Genomic DNA, 23,705 nt, shown 5'->3' with positions numbered 1-23,705 from the left:
AATTACTGTTCCGAGCCACTTTCTATGAAAAATCTCATTCATGAAATTCTTTTTTCACGACTGATAAGGCTGCGGCAATGACTTGGTGCATATCATAATATTTGTACATACCAAGTCTGCCGCCAAAAATAACATTTGGAAATTGTCCGGCAAGTTCACTATATTTCCGATACTTTTCATTATTTTTTTCGTCATTCACCGGGTAATAAGGTTCATCACCTTTTTTCCACGTTCGCGGATATTCTTTTGTAATGACTGTTATTGGTTGATTGCCAAATTCAAAATGTTTATGTTCAATAATTCGCGTAAAAGGTGTTTCTGCATCCGTATAATTGACTACCGCATTTCCTTGATAATTTTCTAGGTCTAAAATCGTCGTTTCAAAATGCAAACTACGGTACTCTAATTCTCCAAATTGATAATCAAAAAATTGATCAATCATTCCGGTATAAATAACTTTTGGAAATTCCTGCAAATATTCTTCACGTTTTGCAAAAAAATCGGTATTCAATTCCACATCGATTCGTTCACTTGCAAGCATTTTTTCAATAATTTGCGTATACCCGCCAATTGGAATACCTTGATAACGGTCATTAAAATAGTTGTTGTCATATGTAAAGCGAACCGGCAACCGTTTTATGATAAAAGCAGGCAGTTCCGTCGCTTTCCTTCCCCATTGTTTCTCTGTATAGCCTTTAATTAATTTTTCATAAATATCGGTGCCGACCAAGGAAATGGCTTGCTCCTCCAAATTCGTCGGCTTCTCAATCCCGGCAGCCTTTCTTTGTTCCTCAATTTTCGCTTTTGCTTCTTCCGGGGTAATCACACCCCATAATTTATTAAATGTATTCATATTAAAAGGTAGATTATAAATTTCCCCTTTAAAATTGGCTATTGGACTATTTGTGTATCGATTAAATTCAGCAAACTGGTTTACATAGTTCCAAATTTCCTTATTATTTGTATGAAAAATATGGGCCCCGTATTTATGAACTTGAATCCCTTCCAAAGTTTCAGTATAAATATTACCACCGATATGGTCCCGCTTTTCAATGACCTTAACCCTTTTCCCTCGTTTGGCAGCTTCATAGGCAAAAGTACTGCCAAAAAGCCCGGAACCTACCACTAAATAATCCTCATTCATCTTTCTTCCACCTTGTCATCTAAATTCATTAACAGAAATCGTTTCTCACTTTATGAAGAAGCGGCTGTCCAAAAAGTCAAAATTAGTGACTTTTTGGACAGCCTCTGTTTCTACGGATTGACTTGCGATTTTGTCCGCGAGAGCCGCTCTATTGGACAGTTCTTCCTGATTAACTTCCCTTTTTGTCCACGAGAGCCGCTCTATTGGACAGTTTCTCCTGATTAACTTCCCTTTTTGTCGGTGAGAGCTTGCTCTATTGGACAGTTCTCGCTGTTTGGCTTCCCTTTTTGTCCGTGAAAGGCACTCTAGTCTACTGAAAAGGTGCGAAAAAATTTTTCCGAACGCCATAACTAGAAATACTTTTGCGGTTAACCATACTATATTTTTGGGTCATGAACTTATTTCGAGTAGTTTTTCAGTAGCCTCAATCCATACTTTTTTCAGCCCCTTATAACCGTCATGCTGGTTTTATCTGTAAAAAAAATACCCTTCAACTATCTTACCATTGAAAGGTATGTGCATTCAACTTGTCATCTTTTTTACAAGTAAATCTGTTAATTAAAGCCGACAATTTTTTGTGAGATTTTATAGGCTCCGACAGAAATGGTTCGACCAACTCGCCCGGGCAAATTCATGAGCTGACCTAACATTCCGTATCTAAGATTATGATATAGTTCAAAATCTCTTTCTCTAATAAAATTCCATAATTCCTTTTTCTTTTCCAAGTTTTCCGGGGTACCTGAACGAATTAACATAATTGCCGAAATAACCGTCACGATTTCTATATGATTGAGCATATATTCCCGTAGCTTTGGATTTTCAATTGTATCCAATTTTACAAGTTCAATCATAAGCTTATTAACCTTTATCTGTTGATCAATTCGTTTTATCATAACCTTCTCATTTACCGACTGGTCATTTCTGCCAATAAAATAGCGGTAAAAATTTACATCGATGTAAATCATTTTTTTCACATATTGGAGCGGTTGATAAACAAACAAATTATCAACATAAAAAGTATGTTTCGGTAATTCCAAGCCGCATTCTCTTAATAAATTCGTCCTGTAAATAAGGGAATGCATCATGATATATTGCCCTTTACGAAAACGACCGATATCGTCCCATGAAAATATCCGATTTTGCGGAAAGACATTTTCATATTTCATTACTTTCTTGTTTTTCTTTCCTTCTTTTTCAAATACAAAATTGCTGACCACCATATCAACAACCGTATGATTTCTCGCCATCGTTTTCAGTTTGTGCAAGATTTTCATATACGATGGGTAATCGACCCAGTCATCACTGTCCACAACTTTTAGATATAAACCTGAAGCATGACGAATACCGGTATTAACAGCCCCACCATGGCCGGCGTTTACTTGATGGATTGCTTTCACAATGGTTGGATATTTTTTTGCATATTCATTGGCAATTACTGCTGTTTGATCCCGGGACCCGTCATTTACTATCAGCAATTCCACATCCTCCCCCCCGGGCAACAGGGAGTCAATGCAATTTCTCATATATTCTTGTGAATTATAACAAGGAATAACGACTGATAATAATTTCATCTATCACACTACCTTTTTTTTGAACCTAGGTTTCTACTTTTCCGATTCGTTTTTAAAAATAATTTTAAAGATCGGGAAAAATACCCAGAAGGAAATTGCGCTGTTAATGAGCATTGTAATAATATCGGCAGTCGTTTCACCAGCAGAGCCCCATCCCCATGTATTCATGAGTAAGTTATAGATTGGCGCTTTGTAGAAACCTTGAGCTGCTGCAGCACCGATAGTTATTAAAATATAAGCAACGACATACCAAAAAGCGGCTTTCCAAATATTACTATTCGACTTAAATGTTATATTTCTTTGGGCAAAAAAGTTTATGACTTGTGCAATACCGATTGTAATTTGAACGGCAAGGAAATAAGCAAGACCTCCACCGCCACCATTAGATAGGGACCCCGCTGCATAGTCAAAAACATAATAAGGACTACCATCAAAATTGTGCCCAAATTGCATAATCTGAAAATTTGTGTCTACCAATGGTGTTTGCCCAAAAATGTTTTTTAATAAAGGCATTAATACAAATTGTAAAACTGTTACCCCGTTACTTAACATAAAAAACACTAGAAACTGCGCAATATTCGGGTGCTTCTCTTTGTATTTTACCCATATATCAATCATTCCCGCAACCATTTTATTTTGTTTGATTTTACCACTCGCCATGATTACATCTCCTTAACTGCGTCAGTTTCACGGGTTAAAGAACTTTTTTCTTTTAACATTAATTTTCTTTGCTTTAAGAAATAATTTAGTCCTTTAAAGAAATGTCCGTTTACAATCATTAAAAGGCCATCGAGCATTGGCATGTTAATCATGCCGCCGGTCATTCTGGAAACCCCTCGAAATGGCATATGATAAACAGACATGATGATGAGATTGGCCGTGCTTCTTTTTCCAATTTTTCTTAAAAACCAATGGGCAAATTTTATAAGATGAAAGGCAAATCTTGCAAAACCACCTTTTGCATATTGGCATTGTGCAATCGTGTCATTGTATCCAAGCGGCTTTGAACGGTCCCAGTTCGGATCAGGAACTTTTCTGCCAATCAAATGTTCAAACTCTTCTAAACTTACATTACTTACTTTTCCAGAATAATAAGATGGCAGTTCTTCTTTTTCATACGGTACGGGTGCTGCGGTTCCTTCGACATGTAGATTTCCATTCAATCTTATATCCACACTTGAAGCACCAATCATTATTTCATATTCAGCATCCTCAATTTCCCATTGGTTAGTTTTTACGTTAAAATAACGAAATGTTTTATCATCAAAGGAAATGGTAACTTCCTTTGTTTCACCCGGTTGAAGATAAACTTTCTTAAATCCTTTTAATTCCTTTTTTGGTCTAAAAATTGCTTCAGACTTGCAACCGACATACAGTTGAGCAATTTCTGATCCGGCGTGATTTCCGGTATTCGTTATGTTAAATGTTACTCCTTTGCGGCTTACCTTAAGATCATCATACGCAAACGTTGTATAACTTAGCCCGTAGCCAAACGGGAACAATACCGGGACATTAGCTGTATCATAATAACGATAGCCAATGTATGGTCCTTCCCGATATTCGACACTTACTTCTTTGCCCGGGAAGTGATGAAAGGAAGGGGTATCTTCATAACGGATTGGGTAGCTTTCTGCTAATTTACCGGATGGGTTGACTTTTCCGGATAGTACGTTCAAGACTGCCTTAGCCCCCGCTTGCCCACTTAAATATCCGTGGACGAGCCCCTTCACTCTATCAATCCAAGGCATTTCTACAGCCGAACCGCATGAAAGAACAACAACAATATTCCGGTTTACCTCATAAATAGCATGTAATAATTCGACCTGATTTTCCGGGATTTTCATATTTTCCCGATCTAATCCTTCAGCCTCTGTCACTTCATCTAATCCGATATATAATAGAACGACATCGGCACGACTTGCCAGTTCACATGCCTTATCTATTTTTTTCTTATTCTTTTTCCCGTATCGTTCAAAACCCGGTTCGAAGCCAATAGCTTTAATACCGGATTCATCAAGGCAATCCAATGTATGATTTAAAATGGTCGGATTGACAATGGATGAACCGGCCCCTTGATACCTTGCCTCTTCTGCAAAATCACCAATCACGGCTACTCTTGCATCTTTTTTTAATGGTAAAATATTTCCTTCATTTTTTAATAGGATAATGGATTCTTCGGCCACTTTTTGGGCCATTTGATGATGTTCTTTCGTGTCAAAATCGATATGAGGCTTTTCAAATACTTTTTCTGTCGTGAAAATAAGATCCAATAAGCGGTCGACACATTCATCTAACACTTCTTCTTGAATTTTTCCGCTTTTTATTGCTTCGACGATTTCTTTATCGGTTTCACCGTCTGTTGTCGGCATTTCTAATTCATTGCCGGCAAGGAGTCCAGCAACACGATCATTGTTTCCACCCCAATCAGTTACGACGACACCATCAAACCCCCATTCATCACGGAGAATGTCTCTCATTAAATGTATATTTTCATTCGTATGTGTGCCATTTAACATATTATAGGAAGACATAACTGTTTTCGTTTTTCCTTCTTTAACAGCAATTTCAAAAGCTGTTAAGTAAATTTCTCGGAGTGTCCGCTCGTCGACAATTGTGTCAATGACCATCCGTCTTTCTTCTTGATTATTGACGGCAAAATGCTTCACACAAGCGGAAATTCCATTCAATTGAATTCCGCGAATGAGCCCGGCAGCCATTTTTCCGGCAAGATATGGATCTTCACTGTAATATTCAAAGTTTCTTCCACACAATGGGTTTCTTTTCATATTAATACCTGGCCCCAGCAAAACATTGACTTTCTGAGCAACTGCCTCTTTCCCAAGATATTTGCCCATGTTTTCAACAAGTTCCACATTCCAACTATTCGCAACGGTTGCTGCTGTTGGGAAACAAGTTGCCGGGATACTTTCATTTAAGCCCAGATGATCGGCTGCAGCGGCCTGTTTCCGAACCCCATGCGGACCATCGGAAAGAAACATACTAGGGATGCCAAGACGATCAATATTTTGCGATTGCCAGAAATCCTTTCCGGACATAAGAGAGGCTTTTTCTTCCAGGGTCATTTCTTGAATTATGTCTTTATATTTCATAGTCATTCCTCTTTTTTATTTTTTGGGCGGTACCTCGGATGAAGTACCGCCTAATTTTTCTTTTATTCGAGTCATTATACTTTAGGCAGCATTTTCTTTTCCTTTTTCCTTTCCCTTTCGAAATGTTAAGAAGAAACCGATACCGATACCTAAAGCAACAAGAACATCAACCGCAATGGTGATCTTAACCCATGTTGGAGTTTCTGAGCTCATGGGATTGTCTATTGCACTACTGTTTGCAACAGTGTATAAGATACTGTGAGCTGCATCTCTCATCGCCCATAACGTGTCATTACTTTCAGTATTTACTTCAGCAACACCAACAGGGGCAGCACCTGTTAAATACAAGTCATTTCCACTACGGATACCCAGTTCATAATTCATATAAGGATAGGCATTAATCATATAGAAATCAGTTACAACCAAACCAGTGAATCCCCATTCGTTACGAAGGATTTCTTTTAACAGACCCGAGCTAGCACCTGCCCATGTATTACCGATACTGTTAAAAGACGACATTACAGCTCCGGCTCCACCTTCTTTAACCGCAAGTTCAAATGGTTTTAAGTAAACTTCACGAACGGTTTGTTCATTAGCCCATGTTAAAACACCATTTGTACGATTTGTTTCTTGGTCATTTAAAGCAAAGTGTTTGATGTAAACATATCCACCTTTGCTTTGGAATCCATTCGTTACAGCTGCTGCCATCTTACCAGAAAGTAATCCATCTTCTGAATAATATTCAAAGTTACGTCCGGCAAATGCGGTACGATGAATATTCATAGCAGGTGCATACCAGCCTGTAACACCATAAGCTTGAGCCTCAGCACCAATACTTTCGCCCATTTGTTTTGCTAATTCAACATTCCAAGTAGATGCAAGCATAACTTCTGCAGGGAATGCGATACCAGATTGTCCATTTGCAGCCATATTCATATTATTAATAGCTGCTGGCCCGTCATAGTCTAAAGTTGCAGGTTTACCTACTGATTCAATTTCAACGGTTCTGTATCCTCCTAAGGTTGAAAGACTAACCAAATCATCAACCGTTAATTGATCAAGTAAAGTATCCCAACTTTCATCATTGTAATCGACACCTACATAGTCTTTTAATGTCTTTCCGTTTTCTGCTCCCGTAGTTGGTGCTTTGTCATTTGTATCAGCAGGTACATCATATCTGATTCCGTTTATATAATTAACAAAATTAGTAGTTGTAACTTTACCTTTTACCGTCATTGTTTTGTTCTCTGCATCTTTAACCGTATAAGTTTGATCTTGTGTAAGTACTTCATTTAGATTTGCAAAACCATTAGCTCTTGAAAGAACCTTAGTTAGACTACCTTCACCTGTTAGTTCGTTGTCTAACCGATTCACAGCAACTTGTTGATCACTGGAACGACCTTCTGTATAATAAGTAACTTGAGAGAGTTCCTTAGAAGCTACATCCGTAATTTTTTCATGAGAGTTCTTCATAAGCATTAAGGAATATTCTCCCGCCTCTAGAACATATCCACCATTTGATGTATAGACTTTATTTGAATCATAAGATGCCATATCTTCTACCTTAAATGATAGAGTTATCGTTTCTGATTCACCTGGTTTAATCACATCTGTCTTAGCAAAAGCACCAAGAACTTTTGATGGTTTTTCAATTTTTCCTGTGTAAGGTGCTGAGTAGTACAACTGAACCACCTCTTTACCTTCCACTGAACCTGTATTAGTTACTTTTACATCAACCGAAATATTTTCATCATCCCATTTTAAACTATTTGGTACAACTTCTTGTGCAAACTCTGTATAACTTAAACCATAACCGAACGGATAAACAACTTCTTCATCATAATTAATTGCACCTTCATCGGCGGCTGTTTCATAAAAACGGTATCCTAAATAAACGCCCTCTTTATAATCAACGTAATTTAATTTTACTTTTTGTTTATCAGTTGCAATAGAATATGATCCATCTTCGTTTTTAAGTACATAGTATTGATCACCGAAACTACTCATTGCCGGGTTTTTCAACAAATCAGCAGTATAAATATCGACTGTCCTACCTGATGGATTAACTTGCCCGGCAAGAACTTTACCAAGAGAAGTGAAGCCATTTTGACCTGGACCGGCAATATTGACCACACTTTTAATTTGGCTATAATCTTTAACCCAGCCAAGCTCAAATGTATTGGAACTATTGACAACAAGAATAACGTTATCAAAGTTTGCTGTAACTGCATCAATCATCCCTTTTTCACGGTTACTTAGTTCCAAGTAATGTTTATTTGCGTCAAGATCATCTTTATTCCCATATCTTACGCCCGTAGCACCGAATGCTCCGCCCTCTGGATCAAAGGTATCTTCACCATCTAAACTTACCGGAAGATCTGCACCCTCACCACCGGAACGAGCAATAAAGATGATAGCGGTATCGGAAAATTCCTTAGCTTGTCTCATAAGTTCATTTGTATAAAATTTTGTTGGTTCAGGTTCTGGAATCGTCCAATCTTGACCATTCATTCCTACCATTGGTCTTTCTAAACCTGTATCTACATATGCTTTATATAATTGTTCATTCACTTCAAATCCTGCAGACTCTAGTCCCGCCTTTGGTGTAACGGCTGTAGAAGCATCCGCTGAACCGGAACCAGTCCCACCATAGATTGGATTTGTAAAACTCCATCCAAAAACGTTTACCTTCGTCTTTTTTTCTTGTGAAGTTTTAAGTGGAAGTGTATTGTCATCATTTTTAAGAAGGACAATACCTTCATCAGCAATTTTTTCAACTAATTTTGTTGATGTCTCACGTGCAGCAACCGCTTCCTTACTATCCATGTCAATCGTAGAAAAATAAGCTGAAATAACATCTGAAAAATGATACAAGGCAATATTTGCCCCAATAGCAATTACCAACAAAACAGACAAAACCGATCTCCAAATAATGCGAGATCTTTTTTTATTCTTGGTTTTACTCATGTAATTACTCCCCCTCACTTAATATAGTATTTTTTTATGTGGAAGAAATCTTTGCGAAAACTTAAATTTTCAGAGGATTTTAAGCGTATTCATTTTCAAAAATATAATAATAGCTTCATAATTTCTCCATATCCTCAAAAAAATTTAAGCCCTTTCTTCCTTCCTCATATTTGACATTCTTATACTAACACAGTTTTTTTCTTATAAAATTTACTTGCACGAACTGCATGGATTTTTGCATAAACTGTAAAAGCGTTTTCTATTTATAAATCTTACTCTGAAATGAATGCTGAATAATAAAGTCTATATTTTAACAGAAAAGGCTTGGATTGACATTGAGTCTTATCCAAGCCAAGAAAATTCATCCAATATTCGATTCACTAAGGTATGAAATCTTTAGTTCAAGCCAATTTTTGATTCACATAATAAAAATTAGCAAACTACATAACCAAGGTAAAGATAAAACGAACTAACTTATTTAGCAGGTTGTTCCAATGTCTCTTTTTCAACTTTTTTAAACTTATCCACCTGTTTATTTAAGTCATCTACAATTTCCCAATTTCTTGAAGATTCATCAGAAATGACCGTTATTGAGTTTAATAACATAGCGGTATCATCACTTGATTGAACCATGACTCTTACACTTTCCTCCACTGCTATTGTGATTCCTTCAATACCTTCAGCCATATTATTTGAAATTCTCCTCAAATCGCCGGACTTTTCTTGATAGCGAGTTAACATAGCATTTATTGTATCAATATTTTGTTTATATTTATTTGCGATATTTACAAACCCATCATAATCAGGCAGAACGTTTTCCGTAATATAGGACAACAGTTTTTCGCCATTATTTACAAGTTCATCTACAGCATGAATGACTAGCGAATTGATATTTTGAATATTACTTGCAATCTCCTTGGTACTCTCTGATAGTTTCCTAATTTCTTCAGCAACTACTGCAAACCCTTTTCCTGATTCTCCTGCTCTCGCTGCTTCAATCGATGCATTCAAAGCAAGTAAGTTCGTTTGATTGGAAATTTCTAAAATATCTGCCGTAAGTTCATTAATTCTTTTTACAGAACGGCTATTCTCTATAGACAAACTCATTGATTTGTTAATATCTTGAAGAACCTCTTCTGTCTGTTTTTTACTTTCTATCGTTTGTATTTGAATTACATCTGCTTGTTCAACAATACTACTGACATGCGTTAAATTTGTTTTGGCGTCATCGGCAATATCGTTAGAGGCGGATAGGACTTCTTGAGCGCCATAATCGACATTCTGGATCGTACTGCTTATTTCTTCCATACTTGCGGTTAATTCAGTTAATCCGGCAGAAATACTGGATGTAGAATCTTTACATTCTAATATTTGCTGACTAATATTTTCAGTAGATTGATAAATGAACTTGGAACCGGATTTAATAGAAATCATAGCATTTTGTAAAGCATCTAAAAATTGATTGATACCTTTAACCATCTGTCCGACTTCATCTTCAGAACGGTTTTCAATGCGAACTGTTAAATCGCCTTCATTATTTTCGAGCTTTTGAATGATATGATTTAAACTCGTTGTTGCGTTTTTTAACGGTGATATAATCGTCTTTTTTGAAATCCAAACAGCTATTGCAACTGCTGCGATAAAAATTACTCCCATTACCCAAACGATAATAGTGGATCTGTAAACTCGGGAGTGGATGAGACTACCTTCGTGGTCAATACTTTTATCTAAAACCGTTTGATAATCGGTCTCTGCGACATGCATTTCTTCTAATAGTGACTCATATGTTAGATATTTTTCTTTTACTGATGGAATATCACCATTTGAAATATCTTCTGCAATATTCGTAGCTTGTTCCAAAAACGCTTCCATATTCTTTAAGTAAGGAGCAAAAGCATTCTTAAGTTCATCATTCATCGCCTTTTCGGAAAACCCATCGCTTTTATTTGCAATTATCTTTAAACTATTTCTTACTTTTTCAATATTATTTTGTATCTTTTCAGACACTTCTTTTGGATCATTCACTGTTCCTTGAATATACCGATCAACTGATAATTTAATTTCCCCTATTTCTTTGGCTATTTTTACCTGCTCCCCTTCTATTTTTACAAAGTAGTTTGAAAACAGGGCAGATGATAACTGTACTTGGCTGTTCGTAACACCACTTATGACAGTATTAAATAGAAAAAGAAACAATAAAAAAAAGAGTATAATCAAAATTCGATATGTAATCGATTTTCGCAATGATAATTACCTCCAAATATTTAATTTAAGGACAATATGACCTAAAGGATTCAGCATAGAGATAGAAGTCCCATTTTATATAGCTGGAAATTAATTGGAAAGTAGTTCGTTTCTATTAAGCTTATCCGGTCTGATTAGGATAGCCGCAACTATTGCCGACATTAAAACATAGTCAAATGTTATCATGTTATTTTGTTTGTAAAAATACGTTGCATAAACTGTTCATTTTTTTGCACAAACTGTTATTGCATTTCCTGTTTTGAAAAAATCTTGACCGAATGCTGCTGGACGATAAAAGAGCCTTTTTAAATAGAAAAGGCCTGGATTGACACTGAGTCTTATCCAAGCCATGAAAATTCTTTCAAAGATCCGATTTTTCGTTTTTCAAAGGTATGAGGATCTTTAGTTCAAACCAATGATCTTTTTGATCTACACTAACGACACCGCCATACTTCTGAACCGCATAGCGAATACTTTTCAGCCCGTAACCATGATTAAACGTATCCTTTTTTGTCGTGACCGGCAAGTCCCCTTCAAGCTTGAGCTCGCCTTCGAAATAATTTTCAATACGAATCATCAAAAATCCCTTTTGTGCAAAAACAGAAACATGGAGTAATCGTTTTTCTTTATCAGCTATTTTTTGTTCGTATTCAATTGCATTATCGAGCGCATTTCCGAAAATCGTACAAATATCGACGACATCCATGAAATTCAGTAATGTTCCGTCTGCTACACAGGTTAGCGTAATCCCGTTTTTCATACAATTCATATTTTTACTGGTTAACAATGTATCTAATACATGATTCCCCGTTTTATTTTGTGCCTCGTACAGCTTAATGTCATTCTCCATTTTTGTTAAAAACTCATTGCGCTTATCTGCATCTTTTTCTGCTTTAAGCGCAATAATTTGGTTTTTTAAGTCGTGGTATTTAAAATTGATCATTTCAATACTTTCTTTTGATTGTTGATATTGAACAAACTGATTTTGCAAAATATTTTGCACTGCTTTTAATTCATGCCTGACGCGTAATTCATTTAATTGAATATGGTAAGCGTAAAGAATGGCAAATCCACCTAAATCTACCAATGTACGAATGTTAAAGATTTCTTGCGCATATTGCCCACTAAACGGTGTTCTCGTCGTTATGAAACTTAAATTACTTATGGCAAAGACGGCCGCCCCGATCACAACCGTTGACCATAATTCGTGCTGTCTTATATTTAATTTCCCATCAATCGGAACTTGACGTTTTTCCAGAAACCAAATGAATAAAAATGCTACTCCATAGATGGCAAATAATAATAGTAATTCCATTGGCAAAGTCGCTTTTTCTGCATTCCAAAAAAAGAAATGCACTTGCCATTCCAAAGAAGCAATCAGTTCTGCAGCGACAAATGCTCTTACGCTAAAATAACCTGCTTCAAAAATCGTAATATCACAACTAAAAAAAATGAAAAAAAGCATCATACCGATTGCCATGATCATACACGGAATCCAAAAAACAATCGGTAAATCTCTCGTTATAACTAAAAAAATAGATTGGATGAATAGTGTACAAACGGAAAATGTTATCAGTTTCCAACCGGTTAATCGCTTTTTTAATAATGAGATATAAATGAGGCAGGCCATCCATTCGGCCAAGGCTGTATAGATTCTCGGTATATCCGGAATGACATTAGTCATTTAATCACCTCGCCCCAATAATTAGCTAACGCTTCCATGAATGCTTTCCTTCTTGGACGACTGATCAAAAGTTCCTTCCCTCTAACAACGGCACAGTTTTCATTCATTCCTTCAACATGAGCTAAGTAAAAAAACAACTGTTGGCTTTATTTTTCATTTTGATAGTTGCCCTTATCCTACAACTAATTTACCCTATAGCCGGAAATATTTTATTATCATTAGGAATTATTGGCGTTATCCTCATTTATCTTCTTCAATCACGTAAACAAGACCATTCAAAAATATTAGCTGAATTTATTAAAGAAGGAGATTCAGCGAAATCAGGAAACTATCGGATCAAAGCTACAATTCAGCTTCAGAAATTGGTAAAATATTGGATAACTTAAAGGAAAAAATCAATGCAATTATTCAATCGGTTGAATCGACTAATCAAAAGTTTGAAATTCAACAGCAATCGTTTGAAGAAGTCAATCAAGTCTTTGATCAATTTGATACAAATGTACTTGATTTAATCAATGACCAAAATAATATTCGTGGACATATGAATGTGTTAAATGACACGAAAGATAACTTAATTGATGCGATTAATAGTATTGCCGCCATCGCCCAACAATCCGCCGCTTCAACGCAAGAAGCTGCCACCTTAAGCATGCAGCAAAAACAATCCAATGAAATTTTACTAGACTTATCGAAACAATTACAACAAGTAGTGGTAGAAGTTGAGAAATCCATTCATAATTATCGGGTTGACAAAAGAACAAAAACTACTAAAAAAATTGCTTTTATCAGCAATTTGCAAAAGGGGCATCCTTTTACGGAACTGATGATAGAAAACGGAGAAAAAGCAGCGAAGAAATACGGTTTTCATTTTACCGCTAAATTCATGAATCGCTTTGATAAGTCGGAGCAAATTCAAATGATTAATGATGTAAAAAAGGAAGGATTGGATTATTTAATTATCATACCTTCCGAGCAAAAAAGCCTTGCACCTGTTATTGATGATTTGTATCGTGAGCAAATTAAAACCATTTGTGTGGATGCAGATATCCCTAACAGTAAACGAATTAGCTTTATCGGTACCGACAATTATGAAGCAGGGAAAAACTTAGCGAATTTGATTGTCAAACAACTTGGCGGAAGTGGTAAGGTTATTTTGAGTGCAACCAACATCAATCAGGAAAATTTAAAATTACGGGTGAAAGGTGTATACGATGTTTTAGCAAAATACCCTAATATTAAAGTTGTTGGTGAGCAATCCGGTTTCTTCGATAATCAAGAGCGGGTGAAGGATTTCGAGAAAATCGTTAAAACATGCGGTGGTTTCGACCTTGCTGCAGGGGTTGACAGTGATTTTGGAACAGTCGCTATGCTTTATGCCGAAAAACATGACATTTCAAATAAAAAATTTATCGGTTTTGATGACAATCCGGTCAATTTACAAGCGATCAAACAAGGTGTTCTCGATGCCGTTGTCTCCCAAAGACAAAGACTATTTGCGGAATTAGCTGTTAAGAAAATTTTTGATCTGGAAGCCGGAAAACATATTAAGGAAAATGACCTGTTAAGCACGTTTATAATTAATAAAACAAATATTAACGCTATATCGAAATAAAGGGGCACTTCAGTGGGGGAAGCGCTATCCTCCACTGATTTCGTTTAAGCATCAGGCTTCTTCATTTCAACAAAGGAAAATCAATATCCATGCAGGCATTCCTCATCCACTTGTCGAAAACTATGGATTTGCTTACAATAAACATATGGGAAATACTATTTCAATCAACTCGGAGGTAACTCGGTGAATATATTATGGGATTTAGACGGAACTTTATTTGATACATACCCAAAATTAATGGCTTCTTTTCAAAAACTCGCCGGAAAGCAAATCAATGAGGATGAACTTATCCGCTGGTTAAAAAAAGATTCCAAACAAGCTTTCAAACATTACGGAATTTCCGAAGACAAGCGGCAAGAATATCAAAAAATTGATTTACAGTTTAAAGATGAGGACAAAAAACCGTTTCCTTTTGTGGAAGATGTTTTAAAAATGGCAGATAAAAATATCATTGTTACCCATCGATTTAGAAAATCTACTTTACGCCTATTAAAACATTGGAAAATGGATCATTACTTCCAAGAAATTGTTTGCCCTGAGGAAGATGGCTTTCCACGCAAACCCCATGTCGCATCCTATGCCTACGTTCATGACAAGTACGGAATTGACCTCGTTATTGGGGATCGGGCATTGGACATTATACCGGCAAAAGAATTGGGTATTCCAACTTGTTTATTTCAAAATGAAAATGAAGAAGCCGACTTTCATTTATCATCATACAAAGATTTTCCTCAAGTTTTAGAAGGCTTATCAATGTAATTGAACCAAGGGATCGGGTACCCGGTCTCTTCCTTAGAACCTTTTATTAAAATGATAAGACGATCATCTTTCTGGAAGGAAAAAATATTTTTCAAGGTCGTAGGAAAACATTGAAACGTACCCAACACGGACAAGCGAGATCGACAATTTGGCATTTTTCGGTACTTGAAAATTTTTTCCCTTAGATATATAATAATTTTTGTTCGTTGTTTCTGTCTTTGTAGGTGATGTTTTAGATTCATTTTTGATTTTGCGGATATGGTGGAATTGGCAGACACGTATGATTCAGGTTCATATGCCTTAACCGGCGTGGGAGTTCGAGTCTCCCTATCCGCATTCATTTTTGGAAAACTACTAAAGTCAATGCTTTGAAACACTCAAGGTATTGGCTTTTTTTATATTTCGCTTTTTTACGAGGCAAATCGAGTTGAACACATCTGCTGTATGATCTTCCAGTCACTTTCTAAACCCAAATGCGATAAATCATTTGTCAAAATATTTGCATAAACAATTTTGCCATAAAGTAACCGATGATTCCACATCCCGGGAAAGTTAAAATCCAAGCCCATATCATTTCTTTTGCAACATCCCAGTTCACATTTCTAATGCGCTTAGAGGCGCCGACACCCATAATAGCTGTTGTTTTTGTATGAGTAGTACTGACGGGCAAACCAAAAATAGAGGCAGTTAAAAGTGAAATGACACCGGCCAGGTCTGAGGCAAATCCTTCATGTTTTCGCAGTTTCACCATGCTCATTCCAACCGATTTGATGATACGATAACCCCCGATGCTGGTCCCTAATGTGATTACCACACTGATAACTAACATCACCCATAATGGAATCGTAAACACGGTAGCTTCTGTAACACCTTGTGAGAGAAAAACACCAAATAGAAAAACACCAATAAATTTTTGACCATCTTGTGCACCATGCATAAAAGCCATTCCGGCACCGGCAAATATTTCTCCATATTGAAAAAAATTTGCTGATTTACTTAACGGAACATTTTTAAATAAACGATTGATTATTTTTACAATAAAAAATCCAAGTCCGAATCCCATTACAGTTGAAATCACGAGCCCGTAAATAACCTTCATCCATTCATGTCCATTTACTCCTGCTAAACCACCCTGAAGTGCAATGGCAGCACCGGTTAAACCGGCAATTAAAGCATGACTCTCACTGGTTGGAATTCCAAAATACCAAGCACCCGTAGCCCATAAAACAATGGCCACCATGGCTGCACATAAAGCGACAATACTATTGTGGGCATCACCGCTAAAATCGACCATATTATAGATCGTTTCAGCAACGGTTGCATTAAAAACAGTCATCACGGTTACACCAAAAAAATTCATTAAAGCTGCCATAATGATCGCCTGACGAACACTCATGCAACGTGTTGAAACACATGTAGCAATCGCATTTGGGGCATCCGTCCACCCGTTTACCATTACAACACCTAATGTCAAAAGAACTGTCACAAGCATAATCGGATTACTAGTAATCATTGTTATAAAATCTGGGAATGATAAGGACATTTTCTCACCTACTATAATTACGATTTGTATTCAGTTACATCGTTTTTTGAAAATTTGTTCATAATTGTGACTGCTTTCACATTATTATTGTATATTTTTTAAACGATAAATCAAAATTTCACCGATGCCCTTTTCAATTATACATCAGTTTGAAAAAATATGTTTTAATACTTTTTAAACATATAATGATAATTTGGACGTAAATTCAAATTTCTCATTTTAACTACTTAACCTTACTTTTTAAACATATAGGCTAATTAGGACGTAAATGGTTTTGCGCAAAATTTATCACGAATGTAAACAAAGCATGTGAAGTACTAGATCCATTCACATGCTATAATTCTATGTTTTTAATAGTTTATATCATAGTATTCATTTGTTTCCGGATTATATTGAAACAATTTATAAAAGTCGTCCGGTTTTATTTCATCATCTTCCATGTCCACTTCCAAAAATTCCCATTCTTTTTCACTTATGGAATCAATAGACATAGATATTTTATTTTCCATAATAACATTCTTAATTTGGTGGGAGTATGTCAGACTGGGCTCATCGTATCCAAATCCGCTAAATTTCACCGGCTCATGCTCCTTTAAATAAAAAATAAACTCCCATTCAAAATCCTGTGAAGAATATTTCCCAATATCCGAAACAAGGGCTGCTTCGATTCGGACGCTTTCTACGTCTTCCCACGGGATGGCAATTTGTTCCTCCTTTGACGATAAAAACAATCCTTCTTCCCTAATCGCATAATAATCATTCTTTCCATAAATCGATAATCCGGCACTAATCAAAAAAGCTACGACCAGTGAAATATACAATTCCTTTTCAACCTTAAACCCAACGATATAAATCACTATAAACAGACAAAACGCATAAAATCCGGTAAAAATGATAATTAAACCGATAAAATCTTGATAATTGGTAATGTAAATATCAGTTGGGGTAGAAATCCTGTTTGTGTTTTTATCATTGAAATACACAATAATTTTTAATAGAATTGGTGCTAAAAAAGAAATTCCCGTATAAAAACGAAATTTTCCCCACGCATTCTCCTTTCCTTCTTTTAATCCTTCAAGCATAATGATTCCGATTGTAAAAGGCAATCCGCCAAATAATAAATATAAAAAGATGTTTATAAAGAGATCATCCCATTCGGCTGTTGCCGTCGCAGCGATTCCTGTAATAAACGATAAAATAATAATGATATAGCTAACGACTTTTTTTACCTTTGTTAATACTGACCGCAAAGTAATTCTCCCCCTATGTTACAAATGCTATCGTATAAAAATCGTTTATTTCATGCTTTATATTATTCTTAATTACATGGAACTACTTATTCGCTTTAAGAGAATAGGTTCCGTTTTTCCCATCGTTGCTTTGTACAAAAGGATGGTACCTGGTGTTTCTCCCTTTTCTGCAGCTTCAACATTGAAGTCTTTATTTAAGGCAATCGTCCAAACCGCTTCGTTATTTTTCATTAACACAATCGCCAATGTTCCGAACTGGACGACTTGATCCCATTTATAAATTTCTGTCCTTCCATTTACCGTGACAGACAGACCTTCTGTTTCATTCGTAATTCTAGCATTTTTCCCTTGCCAAACACCATAAATTTGGGCCGCAACATAATAATAAGATATGCCGGTTCCACGATCGCCATATGTACCAATATATTGATGTACAGTTTTGTCCTTTGCCTTATAGGTTACTGCTGCAATATCATCTGTTAACCAATCCACTTTAAACCTGCCGTTCGTTTGATAGGGCAGTTTTTCTTTCGGTCGTCCCAAAATACCAAAATAGGAGCGGTAGTAATATGTTTCCCCGGTCTTCGTATTTTCTTTTAAAGACAGGACATGTTGAAAGTTTGGCGAAACACTGATAATATTCTTTATCTCCTTATTCGTCTGGGAAATCATCGTAATATTGGGAATCATAAATATTAAAACAACGACTGCCCCAAAAACCTTCCATTTTTTCTCTAAGTTCAAAAGTTGCAGTATGGCAATAAATAAACAAATAACAAATATCATGTTAAGTACATAAAAAAGTCGATTATCTATATATTCAAATTGTAGTCGCTCATGAAAGAATAAAAAACCTATTTGCAAGAAAAAAATCCCAATAGACAAGATAAACAGTATCCAGCCCACGATTAGGTTCATTTTTTTACTTGTTTGCTTCATCCGGGGACACCTCCATTGAAAACGCCCATGTATTTCCTTTGTCTGTAGAAATAAATTTTCCCTTCACTAAACCACCTTTATAGTCGCCATTCGGACCTTGATTCACAAAAACTGCTAAATGGTCATCTTCTATAAACGGTGTCTCTGATTGCACAAAAATTTTGTCGTACTCGGATGGAATATTTACCGTTGCTTGTTTCCAAGTATTTCCGCCATCTTGAGTTACGTATAATTCCGGTGCTTCCGGATTTATCGTCCCAAAAGACAGAAAACCGATCTTTGCATCAACAAAGCCCCCGTCTGCAATAAGTCGACTAACGCCCGAATTATTCGTTTCCTGCCAACTTTGGCCGCCGGCAAATGTTAAGAACACATTGGAACCTTCTTGTGACATCGTCCGCCCGCCGGATATGATAATATACCCGAATTGATCATCTACAAATCCTACTTTTCGGAAACGTACACCCATGTAATGTTCGGTAACGACCGAGTTCATCCAAGTTTTCCCTTGATCGAGTGTAAATAGGATACGAATCGTTTCGTTATCCCAACTCGGTTCTTCGGCATATAAAAAGGCAGTCCGATTTTCTGTCAATAGATAACTATGATCAATCAATTCCTGTTTGTTCCCATTATATTCGCCGGCAAACAATTGATCTTTTTCTATAGGGACGGTGATCCAATTTTTCCCTTTATCAAAAGTAATTTGAAGCCGGTCATTCTGCAGGGAGTATCCGATTTGTTCATTGAGATAAATTCCTTGAATCTGTTCAGGTTGTGTTGGTGTTTCATCTATGCTTTGTTCCTCCGGTTGTGGATCGATATCCGGTAAAGCTTGATTAGGCGTTTGATTATAAAAGAAAATTCCAAGTAATAATCCGATGACCATTACAAGACTGATCGTAATGACAAATTTTTTCAAAGGAAGCACTTCCTCCAATTCAGCATTATATTTAAAAAATATGTTGAGAAACTGTAGATGAAAAATCACCATCTAAACTTAGAAGGATTTTTATATAGAAATAGCGAAATATATGTATTTATCAAGTAAAACTATCGAAATATATTTTTTCATCAAGATTCGAATTAATAACGATAGGAAAGGGATTTTTTATGATACAAGAACTTTTTACGACACTATTTCATGTTATTGTTCCACTATCTCTACCTGTTATTGCAGGAGTGTTATTAGATCGTTATAAACAAATCGACATAGGGCCTCTTGTGACATTGGTTCTATATTATTTAACGCCGGTGTTAATATTTGAAAGGTTAATGAAAGCAGACGTTTCGTACCATGATGTATATTTGACATTAGCTTATTCCTTGTTAAGCCTTTTATTCCTTTGGGCTGTTTCAAATGGATTTGGAAAACTATTTAAGCTTTCTTCCAGTGATACGGCCAGTTTGACACTTATCTCCGCGTTTACCAACAGTGTGAATTATGGAATCCCTTTGATTCTTCTTGCTTTTGGTCAAGCCGGTTTGGACAAAGCCACCGTTTATATTGTTTTGCAAATGGTGATTGTTAATACAATTGGAATCTATTTTGCAGCCCGCTCACATTTTCGTATAAAGGAAGCGATCAAATCTGTTTTTTCCTTACCGGCTATTTACGCTTCATTGCTTGCACTTTTATTACGGTCGTTTCAAATTCATTTACCTGAACCCATTGATACAGGAGTTTCTATGATTTCAGCTGCATATTCACCGATTGTTTTGGCTATTTTGGGAATGCAAATGATGAATGTAAAAACTTCATCCATTAAAAATAAAGAACAGGTTACTTTTTGGACCGGGATGGGCATCCGAATGATTATCGCGCCAATCATTTCCTTACTTTGCTTGTTTCTTTTAAAAATAGACGGTATTTTACATTCGGTTTTATTTGTTTTATCCTGCATGCCTGTCGCTGTCAATGCAGGAATACTGGCCCAAAAATTTTATGCATCACCTCAAATTGTCACAAAGACGATTCTTTGGACAACTTTGCTTTCATTCATTTTTTTGCCGATTATTATTGTTTGGGTGCACTGACCAAGCCTACCGCAAAGTCCGTGGTTTTCTCGTTAGAAGAATCTAACCCTTTACCCAACCATTACTTAAAAAGCTTTTTCAATAACTTAAATATATCAAAAGTGGTTCTATGATACACTTTGTTATAGGTATATTTTTTCGGGTTGCGTAGCCAGCCATAACCTCTTGGCATTTTTAAACCTGCACGATGAACGAGTTGCCTTTTTATACTCGTTCTGGCTGCAACTCTTTTTTTCAAGCTAGGTTTTCTCATTCCTATTTTCATCAGATCACCTTCTATATTATTTGTTTTTGGAAATACGCATTTGTCCACACTTCAGCTGTGTTCCGTCACAAAACTACTAAATTCTATTTACTACTATTTTGTAAGAATATTATACACTACCTGAAAGCAGATGAATTGGATATTTTTAAATAACGATAAATTTCGATACATAATTTCCTATATGATATAATTTGAAAGAAGAATTGGACTTGAAAGGATCAGAAGAAAAATGATACAAAATATACCAAATTTAAAAGAATTACAACAGGAGATAACTCGTTTTTTATTACAATATCGTTTTGCCTTAAAAGAGATTGAAACAAAAGTAGAAATTTTACAGGCAGAGTTCGAACTCATCCATGAATATAATCCGATTGAACATGTGACGTCCCGGATTAAATCACCGCAAAGCATCATAAATAAAATGATTAAAAAAGGTTGTACCTCTTCGTTAACAGATATTAAAGAAAATATTCGAGATATCGCCGGCGTTCGTATTATTTGTTCTTTTACAGAAGATATTTATAAAATTGGAGATATGTTAAAAAATCAAAAAGATGTAGAAGTTGTTCAAATAAAAGATTATATCAAGAATCCAAAGGCAAACGGCTACCGCAGCCTACATCTCATCGTGAAAATTCCGATTTTTATGTCTGACCGAATGGAACATGTTTATGTTGAAATCCAAATTCGAACGATTGCAATGGATTTCTGGGCTAGCTTGGAACATAAAATATACTATAAATATAACAAAGAAATCCCTAAGCACATACAGGATAGTTTAAGAGACGCCGCACAACAGGCTGCAGAGCTGGATAAAAAAATGGAAGATTGAACAGCGAAATTAATATTTTAAAAGCACATGATGCCTCAAAAAACAATCATCATTTTACAACAGAATTATTAGCTAAATTTTCCGAGTTCCTTTCTTAAGCCGGACCTGTAAAGGCAAACTTATTGTCATTAGCGCATTAAAAAATTTGAGTCAAGAGGCAGGCCTGAACGGCGCATTGTAAAAGTAGGCTTGAGATTTTCACCCGGCAATCAGTGGCCCTTACTGATTGTCATTTTACTTTATTTTCTCAGTTTCGTTTTTTTCATTGCATTGATTTTTTTATTCAGGATAACTTAATGCTAGGTGATTAATATGAATAATTCAATACGTAAGCCATGGCTGCTTGTTTTAACAATCGGTCTGGGCACATTGCTAAATCCATTAAATTCATCAATGATATCCGTAGCTTTAACACGAATGCAGCACGAATTTGGTTTAACATTTGCTGATGCAACATGGCTGATTTCTGTTTTTTACTTGGCAAGTGCGGTTGGGCAACCTGTTATGGGGAGATTGAGTGATATGTTTGGTCCGAAAAAAGTGTTTTTGACCGGACTTTTACTTGTTGCTGTTGCTTGCGGGTTCGCTCCGTTTTCAACGAATTTTGCTTTTTTATTAAGTTGCCGTGCATTGCAAGCGATTGGAAGTTCTGCTCTATTTCCAAGCGGAATGAGTATTGTTCGAACAAGTATTACAGAAGGGCAAGCCAAAGCATTATCTACTCTATCAATTTTTTCTACCACATCTGCAGCATTTGGCCCTTCAATTGGTGGTTTCATCATTGACTCGTGGGATTGGCCGGCGATTTTTATCGTAAATTTTCCGTTTATTCTTTTATCCATTGTCTTAGCGATAACCATCCTACCTAGTATAGGCCAGGGAAAATTTAATCTTGAACGTATTGATGTGGGCGGAATTTTGTTATTTATTATTTCCATAGTAGCGCTCATTCTCTTCCTGCTTTCATTAGAGAAACAAATTCATTGGTCGGCATTGTTCGTATTTTTCATTTTTAGTTTTATTTTTTACATGTATGAAAAAAATCGGAAGGAACCTTTTATCGATGTAGTTGCCTTAAAGACGAATCTGAATGTTTCTTTAGTTTATATACAATTTATCTGTATCAATCTTGTTTATTACTGCTATTTTTATGGTTTTCCGACGTTTCTCCAACAAGTACACCATTATAGCGAGAAACAGACTGGCCTCATTATGCTGGCATTAGCCGGTTTTGGTGTTATTGTTGCACCTTTGGCAGGACGATTAATTGAACGTCACGGTTCAAAACCTTCTCTAATTTTGGGTGCCGGATTCTTATTCATTGGTACGGGACTATTACTTAGTTTAAATGAAACCTCTCCAATCTTATGGTTACTGATCATCATGGCTGTGCTCGGAATGAGTAATGGTTTTAATAACATTTCTATGCAAACGGCACTTTACGAACAAGTTAAGCCGGAAGAAACCGGAACTGCTTCCGGTCTTTTCCAAACTAGCCGTTATATTGGTTCCATCCTGTCATCCTGTTTACTTGGGATTGTCTTTAACAGGCATTTAGACGTGGAACATCTCCATATTGTTGCGATTGTTTGCATTATTTTTTGTATCATCGTTGTGGGTCTTTCATTAAGATACCCTAGAATAAAACAGATGAAAAAGAGCGCGAAAACTACATAAACTTACTTAAATCCGGATAACCCGTTACAGCCCATGCACCGTCTACGAGTAAACTGGAAAAAAAGACA

At 36.1% G+C, this 23,705-nt stretch carries 17 protein-coding genes and 1 tRNA gene; 6 read left to right on the top strand and 12 right to left on the bottom strand.

Translation table 11 applies throughout. From position 1 onward, the window contains the following. Positions 1-34: 34 nt before the first annotated feature. The 7 genes from glf to BT1A1_RS04330 form a co-directional block, all read right to left on the bottom strand. The gene (glf, locus tag BT1A1_RS04360; RefSeq protein WP_034768515.1) at positions 35-1,144 is read right to left on the bottom strand and encodes a UDP-galactopyranose mutase; all 1,110 of its coding nucleotides are present in this window, start codon (positions 1,142-1,144) and stop codon (positions 35-37) included. Positions 1,145-1,698: 554 nt separating this feature from the next. Next, the gene (locus BT1A1_RS04355) at positions 1,699-2,715 is read right to left on the bottom strand and encodes a glycosyltransferase family 2 protein (protein WP_034768512.1); all 1,017 of its coding nucleotides are present in this window, start codon (positions 2,713-2,715) and stop codon (positions 1,699-1,701) included. Positions 2,716-2,748: 33 nt separating this feature from the next. Beyond that, positions 2,749-3,375, bottom strand: a complete 627-nt coding sequence (locus tag BT1A1_RS04350) for a hypothetical protein (RefSeq protein WP_231553288.1) — start codon at positions 3,373-3,375, stop codon at positions 2,749-2,751. A 2-nt stretch (positions 3,376-3,377) separates the two neighbouring features. Further along, positions 3,378-5,825, bottom strand: coding sequence for a glycoside hydrolase family 3 C-terminal domain-containing protein (locus tag BT1A1_RS04345; protein ID WP_034768510.1), 2,448 nt, complete (start codon positions 5,823-5,825; stop codon positions 3,378-3,380). 81 nt (positions 5,826-5,906) lie between these two features. Further along, a complete protein-coding gene (locus BT1A1_RS04340; protein ID WP_051988997.1) occupies positions 5,907-8,792 on the bottom strand; it encodes a glycoside hydrolase family 3 protein in 2,886 nt (961 codons plus the stop codon). Positions 8,793-9,266: 474 nt separating this feature from the next. Continuing rightward, entirely contained in the window at positions 9,267-11,036 is a 1,770-nt protein-coding gene (locus BT1A1_RS04335) for a methyl-accepting chemotaxis protein (RefSeq protein ID WP_034768508.1), read from the bottom strand. 361 nt (positions 11,037-11,397) lie between these two features. Further along, a complete protein-coding gene (locus BT1A1_RS04330; protein WP_034768506.1) occupies positions 11,398-12,720 on the bottom strand; it encodes a sensor histidine kinase in 1,323 nt (440 codons plus the stop codon). A gap of 373 nt (positions 12,721-13,093) precedes the next feature. On the opposite strand from BT1A1_RS04330, the gene BT1A1_RS04320 reads away from it, so the two are divergent. From BT1A1_RS04320 to BT1A1_RS04310, 3 genes are all read left to right on the top strand, one after another. Continuing rightward, positions 13,094-14,332: a sugar ABC transporter substrate-binding protein gene (locus tag BT1A1_RS04320; protein ID WP_034768502.1), complete on the top strand. Its 1,239-nt coding sequence runs from the start codon at positions 13,094-13,096 to the stop codon at positions 14,330-14,332. A gap of 183 nt (positions 14,333-14,515) precedes the next feature. Then, positions 14,516-15,091 (top strand): HAD-IA family hydrolase, encoded by a 576-nt coding sequence (locus tag BT1A1_RS04315; protein WP_034768500.1) that lies wholly within the window; start codon positions 14,516-14,518, stop codon positions 15,089-15,091. A 252-nt stretch (positions 15,092-15,343) separates the two neighbouring features. After that, positions 15,344-15,427 (top strand) — tRNA-Leu (locus tag BT1A1_RS04310). A 154-nt stretch (positions 15,428-15,581) separates the two neighbouring features. Here the strand turns inward: BT1A1_RS04310 and BT1A1_RS04305 are convergent. From BT1A1_RS04305 to BT1A1_RS04290, 4 genes are all read right to left on the bottom strand, one after another. Next, a complete protein-coding gene (locus BT1A1_RS04305; RefSeq protein ID WP_034768498.1) occupies positions 15,582-16,634 on the bottom strand; it encodes an inorganic phosphate transporter in 1,053 nt (350 codons plus the stop codon). 350 nt (positions 16,635-16,984) lie between these two features. Continuing rightward, positions 16,985-17,884 carry a hypothetical protein gene (locus BT1A1_RS04300; protein ID WP_034768496.1) on the bottom strand — a complete coding sequence of 300 codons (900 nt, stop codon included), beginning with the start codon at positions 17,882-17,884 and terminating at the stop codon, positions 16,985-16,987. Between the two features lie 72 nt (positions 17,885-17,956). Then, complete coding sequence (locus BT1A1_RS04295; protein ID WP_034768494.1) at positions 17,957-18,823, bottom strand: hypothetical protein; 867 nt, start codon at positions 18,821-18,823, stop codon at positions 17,957-17,959. Then, positions 18,807-19,745, bottom strand: a complete 939-nt coding sequence (locus tag BT1A1_RS04290; RefSeq protein ID WP_034768492.1) for a WD40/YVTN/BNR-like repeat-containing protein — start codon at positions 19,743-19,745, stop codon at positions 18,807-18,809. Before BT1A1_RS04290 ends, BT1A1_RS04295 begins: the two co-directional genes overlap by 17 nt. 191 nt (positions 19,746-19,936) lie before the next feature. Between BT1A1_RS04290 and BT1A1_RS04285 the strand changes: the two genes are divergently transcribed. After that, complete coding sequence (locus tag BT1A1_RS04285; RefSeq protein WP_034768489.1) at positions 19,937-20,860, top strand: AEC family transporter; 924 nt, start codon at positions 19,937-19,939, stop codon at positions 20,858-20,860. A gap of 61 nt (positions 20,861-20,921) precedes the next feature. On the opposite strand, the gene BT1A1_RS04280 is transcribed toward BT1A1_RS04285, so the two are convergent. Next, positions 20,922-21,125 carry a hypothetical protein gene (locus BT1A1_RS04280; RefSeq protein WP_034768487.1) on the bottom strand — a complete coding sequence of 68 codons (204 nt, stop codon included), beginning with the start codon at positions 21,123-21,125 and terminating at the stop codon, positions 20,922-20,924. 229 nt (positions 21,126-21,354) lie between these two features. Between BT1A1_RS04280 and BT1A1_RS04275 the strand changes: the two genes are divergently transcribed. Together BT1A1_RS04275 and BT1A1_RS04270 are read left to right on the top strand one after the other, a co-directional pair. Beyond that, positions 21,355-21,960, top strand: coding sequence for a GTP pyrophosphokinase (locus BT1A1_RS04275; protein WP_156103176.1), 606 nt, complete (start codon positions 21,355-21,357; stop codon positions 21,958-21,960). A 312-nt stretch (positions 21,961-22,272) separates the two neighbouring features. Beyond that, positions 22,273-23,637 carry an MFS transporter gene (locus tag BT1A1_RS04270; protein ID WP_034768486.1) on the top strand — a complete coding sequence of 455 codons (1,365 nt, stop codon included), beginning with the start codon at positions 22,273-22,275 and terminating at the stop codon, positions 23,635-23,637. Positions 23,638-23,705: the final 68 nt, after the last annotated feature.

It is taken from the genome of Caldibacillus thermoamylovorans (assembly GCF_000751775.1).
GTDB classification, from domain to species: Bacteria; Bacillota; Bacilli; order Bacillales; family Caldibacillaceae; genus Caldifermentibacillus; species Caldifermentibacillus hisashii.
The sequence above is the reverse complement of the archived record's forward strand: the minus strand, read 5'-3'. Positions and strand labels throughout refer to the sequence as shown.

Bases quoted from the DNA above. Each gene is read 5' to 3' on its own strand.
- BT1A1_RS04275 (WP_156103176.1), top strand. From the start codon at position 21,355: ATGATACAAAATATACCAAATTTAAAAGAATTACAACAGGAGATAACT.
- BT1A1_RS04330 (WP_034768506.1), bottom strand. From the start codon at position 12,720: ATGACTAATGTCATTCCGGATATACCGAGAATCTATACAGCCTTGGCC.
- BT1A1_RS04270 (WP_034768486.1), top strand. From the start codon at position 22,273: ATGAATAATTCAATACGTAAGCCATGGCTGCTTGTTTTAACAATCGGT.
- BT1A1_RS04295 (WP_034768494.1), bottom strand. From the start codon at position 18,823: ATGAAGCAAACAAGTAAAAAAATGAACCTAATCGTGGGCTGGATACTG.
- BT1A1_RS04340 (WP_051988997.1), bottom strand. From the start codon at position 8,792: ATGAGTAAAACCAAGAATAAAAAAAGATCTCGCATTATTTGGAGATCG.
- BT1A1_RS04345 (WP_034768510.1), bottom strand. From the start codon at position 5,825: ATGAAATATAAAGACATAATTCAAGAAATGACCCTGGAAGAAAAAGCC.
- glf (WP_034768515.1), bottom strand. From the start codon at position 1,144: ATGAATGAGGATTATTTAGTGGTAGGTTCCGGGCTTTTTGGCAGTACT.
- BT1A1_RS04305 (WP_034768498.1), bottom strand. From the start codon at position 16,634: ATGTCCTTATCATTCCCAGATTTTATAACAATGATTACTAGTAATCCG.
- BT1A1_RS04355 (WP_034768512.1), bottom strand. From the start codon at position 2,715: ATGAAATTATTATCAGTCGTTATTCCTTGTTATAATTCACAAGAATAT.
- BT1A1_RS04285 (WP_034768489.1), top strand. From the start codon at position 19,937: ATGATACAAGAACTTTTTACGACACTATTTCATGTTATTGTTCCACTA.
- BT1A1_RS04280 (WP_034768487.1), bottom strand. From the start codon at position 21,125: ATGAAAATAGGAATGAGAAAACCTAGCTTGAAAAAAAGAGTTGCAGCC.
- BT1A1_RS04350 (WP_231553288.1), bottom strand. From the start codon at position 3,375: ATGGCGAGTGGTAAAATCAAACAAAATAAAATGGTTGCGGGAATGATT.